At 39.5% G+C, this 5066-nt stretch carries 5 protein-coding genes; 2 read left to right on the forward strand and 3 right to left on the reverse strand.

The window, feature by feature from the left end:
• A partial coding sequence (locus tag WCV88_06285) for a hypothetical protein (protein MFA6475764.1) occupies nt 1-900 on the forward strand: 900 nt, incomplete at its 5' end.
• Nucleotides 872-2845, forward strand: a complete 1974-nt coding sequence (gene recG / locus WCV88_06290) for an ATP-dependent DNA helicase RecG (GenBank protein ID MFA6475765.1) — start codon at nt 872-874, stop codon at nt 2843-2845. The genes WCV88_06285 and recG, both read left to right, overlap by 29 nt.
• 12 nt (nt 2846-2857) lie before the next feature.
• Here recG and WCV88_06295 read toward each other — a convergent pair whose 3' ends face one another.
• The 3 genes from WCV88_06295 to WCV88_06305 all read right to left on the reverse strand — a co-directional run.
• Entirely contained in the window at nt 2858-3475 is a 618-nt protein-coding gene (locus WCV88_06295) for a nucleotidyl transferase AbiEii/AbiGii toxin family protein (GenBank protein ID MFA6475766.1), read from the reverse strand.
• Nucleotides 3447-3731 (reverse strand): hypothetical protein, encoded by a 285-nt coding sequence (locus WCV88_06300; protein ID MFA6475767.1) that lies wholly within the window; start codon nt 3729-3731, stop codon nt 3447-3449. The genes WCV88_06295 and WCV88_06300 overlap by 29 nt, the downstream gene beginning before the upstream one ends.
• Nucleotides 3732-3871: 140 nt before the next feature.
• The coding region (locus WCV88_06305; GenBank protein MFA6475768.1) for a hypothetical protein at nt 3872-5066 on the reverse strand (1195 nt) is incomplete at its 5' end.

Raw genomic sequence — 5066 nt, forward strand, 5'->3', positions numbered from 1 at the left:
GGCGGTGAAGGCGGCGGTGAAGGCGGCGGTGAAGGCGGCGGTGAAAATGAAGATGAAAACGCTCCCACAGAAAAAAATGAGACTGATGAAAATGCTCCGACAGAAAAAATAAATCCACCAGCTGGTAATCGACAACAAAAGGGCGTTCGACATGATTTCTTTTCAAATGTCAGTGAGTCTGCTCCAACTGAACCAATCAATAAACCAACCGCGACCGATAAACCAGATACTGCTGCCGAAGATGCCGTCACTGAAAAGTCACCGGCTCCGGCTGGTACCAGTGGTTTACCATCGGCTCAACCATCCACTTCGGAAACTCCTCCATCTCCCGCACAGCCTGCACCTCAACAAAACAAACCAGCACAGCCCAATGTCGGTAAACAGGGTAACCAGCCTAGTGGCCTCAAACAACGTTTGGCCATGAAAGCCGCTGAGGCATTAAGTAGTAAACTGGCTAATCAATTAAAAAATGGAGTCATTCAGAATCTTGGATTGATTTTAGGTATAGCTTTAGCCAAAGATGCTATTGATGCCGGTATGTTATTCGTTGGTGACCCTGGAATTACCGGAATGTTTATCGATGTATTCGCTAAAGTCAGTTTTACATTCCTGTTAATGAATCAAAAAAGCACCTTTAAAGGTCGTCTGCTTAAAAGATATTTACCGCGTATCTTGCTGGCCATATGTATTGAATTTTCACCATTTGATTTTATTCCGACTTATACCATTGATGTGGCTTCCATATACATCTCTAATGAATTAACTCAGAGACGTGAGAAAAAACATTTAAAGGCTGCTCAAGAATTAGAAAAAAAACTCAAAAAAAAGGGTCTGAGCTCATCATCTGTCCAACAATCTCATGAACAAATAAATGACATTAATCAGCAAACCAATAACTAGCCGGCTCGCCGCTCTAGGGATTCATAATACCAACGATTTATTACACCACTACCCTGATCGGTATGAGGATTATTCTACTTTAGTGAATATTGCCGAGGCACCTTTAGATACGGCTATTACTATTCAGGCAGTTATTAAAAAAATCTCCTCCCGAAAAAGTTGGCAGCGCCGCCAGTTCTCTTTGGTTGATGCCACTGTGACAGATAATTCAGGTGATATTAAAGTAGTGTGGTTTAATCAAAATTATATTACTGAGCAGCTCAAAGTCGGTACGGCAGTAATGTTATCTGGAAAAATTAAACAAACCAAATACGGTAAACAATTAGTTAACCCAGTTTTCGAAAAGGCTAAACAAGACACGGTGCACACCGGCCGGCTCGTCCCCCACTATCCTACAACCTATCGACTCACGCAGAAACATTTACGTTATTTAATTAATCAAGCTTTAGCCAAACCCATTTTAGATTGGTTACCGGATACTATCATTGAGTCTAACGATTTAATTTCCTCGCATGAGGCATTAAGAGCGATTCATTTTCCTGAAACAATTAAAGCTGTTTCGCGCGCCAAACACCGGCTAGCCTTTGATGAATTATTAACCATGCAGTTAGTGTCACAATCAATTAAAGACACTGTCGTACAAGAACAAGCTCAACCAATAACAATAGATCAAACCATTCTAAAAGATTTTACTGATCATTTACCGTTTATTTTAACCAACGGTCAGACTCAGGCCATTACAGAAATCGTTCAAGACCTACAAAAAGATACACCAATGAATCGGCTACTGGAAGGTGATGTTGGCGCCGGTAAAACCGTTGTGGCGGCACTGGCGATGTACGCCTGTGCTAAGGCCGGTTATCAGGCTATTTTAATGGCTCCCACTGAAGTATTAGCCCAACAACATTTTGATAAACTCATCCAATTATTTAAGCCGTTTAATATTCCAATCGGTTTAATTACTGCCCATCATAAAGTTTATCCAACCGCCCGCCTGGTGGTGGGTACACATGCCCTGTTGACAACAAAAAATACCTTTCCAAAATTAACTTTAGCTATTATCGATGAACAACATCGCTTTGGTGTATCTCAACGTCAGTCTCTCCAGCAAAAAACCGATCTAAAACTCACTCCCCATTTACTTTCCATGACCGCCACTCCTATCCCCCGCACTTTAGCTCTAACCGCCTATGGTGATTTATCCCTCAGTATTATTGATGAGCTTCCCAAAAACCGTAAACCGATTACTACTCAACTCATTACCAATTCAACACGAGCTGAAATGTATAAAACCATCGCTGAACATATTAAAAAGAAACAACAAATTTATATTGTGGCTCCACGCATTGCGGAAGATGAAACTTCCGATAAAACCTCCGTTGAACAAGAAGCCAAACGAGTACAGGCTGAGTTACCTAATGCTAAATTAGCCGTCATTCATGGCCAATTAAAAGCCAAAGATAAACACGCCATTATGGAGCAGTTTCGCGCTGGCAATATCGATATCTTAGTTTCTACTACAGTCATTGAAGTGGGTGTAGATGTGCCTAATGCTACTGTGATGGTTATAGAAAATGCTGAAATCTTTGGTTTGGCTCAATTACACCAGTTACGCGGCCGGGTGGGACGATCCGATAAGGCTTCATTGTGTTTTGTTTGCACCGAATTAACGTATCCAGCCGTGTTAAAAAGATTACAGTTTTTTGTCACCCACAGTAGTGGCTTTGCTTTGGCTGAATATGATCTCGAACGCCGTGGCCCCGGTGCCGTCTACGGGCAAGCTCAATCTGGTTTTTTAAGCCATTTCAAAATCGCCAAACTATCTGACCATAAATTAGTCACTCAAACCCAACAAGTCGCCACTCAGCTTTATCCGGATTTAGATAAATATCCAAACATTCAGCACAAAGTACAGCAGGTATTAGATATTATTCATTTGGAATAGAAAATATATTAATTACAGTTTTATCGAAGCTACAGCCTGTGCTAAATAATCAAAAACTACATTGGCCGATACTGTTTGACGAATTAGTGTAATATCAGTATCAGTAAGATCATCGTGATAAAGTAACTGTTCTAAAAATATTCTACCATTAAACTCATCACCAAAAGTTTTCTCTGCCAAAATGACGATGTCTGTTAAAGTCATTTTTTTCATCTCTAATATGGTATAAATATCAAAATAGTCTTTATAGGTACTACGCTGACCGATCGTGTGTGCCTTCATGGCAGCAATATCAGGCACGGAAAACAACGTCACATCAGACCATATCACTCGTTCTCCCAAAGTTGGATAAGGATAATATAAAAAAGTAAACTTTACATCATTAATGAGAACAGTCAATTCATCGACAGTATTGATTAAAGGGGTAATACTACAACCTTTAAATATAGTCTTTAACTTTTGAAATAACTTTTTATCTATCAAAGCTGGTGAAAAAAAATCATAATCAACCGATACACGGTGACCGAGTTGTAAGGCCAAAGCAGTACCACCAGCCAACGTAAAATCACTGAGTTTTTTTAAATAAGGTATTAAAACCCTATTAGCTTCTGGCAAAACCTCTGGATACATGGTTTGGTAAATTAATCTGAAATAAAGTTTGCGCTAAAGTTTTTGATCGAGGATGCAATTCAGTGGTGGCAACTTTTTCTAGGGTTGTTTGAATAGCCTGTTTACCATAATATTGCTTTAACCATTTCCAATGATGTAAATTACCATAATTAATGGTATTAACCATAATAGTTTTTTGATGTTGTTGTGGATCTATTAACGAAAAATCATATGACCAGAACAACGGGCGAAAGTAATTTGGTAATTTATTATCCATAATTAGGTGCAGTATAGCAAATATTTACTATAAAATCAACATCAAATTGAAAAACGTAACAAAGTAGAGACGCGAATTTTCGCGTCTCTACTGTTTTTGGGTATATTAATTTACGATTCAATATTTCACCATCTTTTTTCTTATGGAACAGGGATTGTTACACACGTTGGCCTTTCAGTGTACTCACTACTTGATATAGTGATATCTGTACCTGGAACCAATTTTGCAGGATTGAAAAGATATTCCTCAGTGGATTTACAAATTTGCAGAGGAGGTTGCCAGACAACGCCATCACCTAAACTGAGACAATTGGCCAAATTAGAAATACACCAGGCTGGTTCAAAAATTTTTCCATCACTTGACTGACACATATAATTGCTAGACATAGTCCCGGCAGCATTGAGTTTACAATCAGTCGGCACGGCATCGCATTTTCCATTAAAATCAAAGTGCCACCATTCTCCGGTAAAATTTGTGAACTTTTTTGTGCTAATCATAATATCATAAAGTCTTCCTTGTGCCAAAAATAAAGCTTCATTACATCCTTTGGTGGTATCACAACTACCATAATTAACACTGCCACCCATACCACCATTATTTTTACTAGCATCACCGGCATCGCTAGAAGGAATATCCTTTAAACCCATGTAACCTCCTGTAGTAAAATATACATCTACCGCGGTTCCGTAATTGTGATTACTGCAACATGGTGCGGCGGTTTTAGCACAATATGAGCAACCACTCGGCGCACCTGATGTTATTTTTGAACCATCACTTTTAATATACTTTTCTTCAACACATTTTTGGTAACAAGCATACATGGGAGCTTGCTCTTGTGGTGTGCGGTAGGCACTACCCACTTGAATGGTACAGGTAGGACAATAATAGTCTTCGGCTTTATTTGCTACATCACGCATTTTAGTCGCAATCTCCTGCAAAGCCAATACTGTACCCGGACAAGCCTGCGCACCATTACCGGCCAGACCGGCTATGGTTGGTATTGGTGTTAAAGTTGGTGTATTTGCGCAGGTGATAGTTGGTACTGGTATCTTAAACACCGACACATCGGTCTTTAAAGTTTGCGGGTTAATAAAAGCTAAAATCGTGTAAGATAAAAGAGCTATTACCAACCCAGTTACAGCTGAAATAATAGTCTCTTTGGCTTCAGAAATCATGGATTCATTACCCGCCGCAGCGATCCAGCGTACACCACCAAACATGATTAAAGTAACCGCAATGATACCAACAATACCCAAAGCAAATTGATAGACTAGTTGGATATATTCGCCGATATTCTTCACTGAGGCCACCCCACCAAAGGGTTGTTCAAAATTA

Source organism: Patescibacteria group bacterium (assembly GCA_041665365.1).
Lineage (GTDB): Bacteria > Patescibacteriota > Patescibacteriia > UBA9570 > UBA9570 > UBA9570.

Bases quoted from the DNA above. Each gene is read 5' to 3' on its own strand.
- WCV88_06295 (MFA6475766.1), bottom strand. From the start codon at position 3,475: ATGTATCCAGAGGTTTTGCCAGAAGCTAATAGGGTTTTAATACCTTAT.
- recG (MFA6475765.1), top strand. From the start codon at position 872: ATGACATTAATCAGCAAACCAATAACTAGCCGGCTCGCCGCTCTAGGG.
- WCV88_06300 (MFA6475767.1), bottom strand. From the start codon at position 3,731: ATGGATAATAAATTACCAAATTACTTTCGCCCGTTGTTCTGGTCATAT.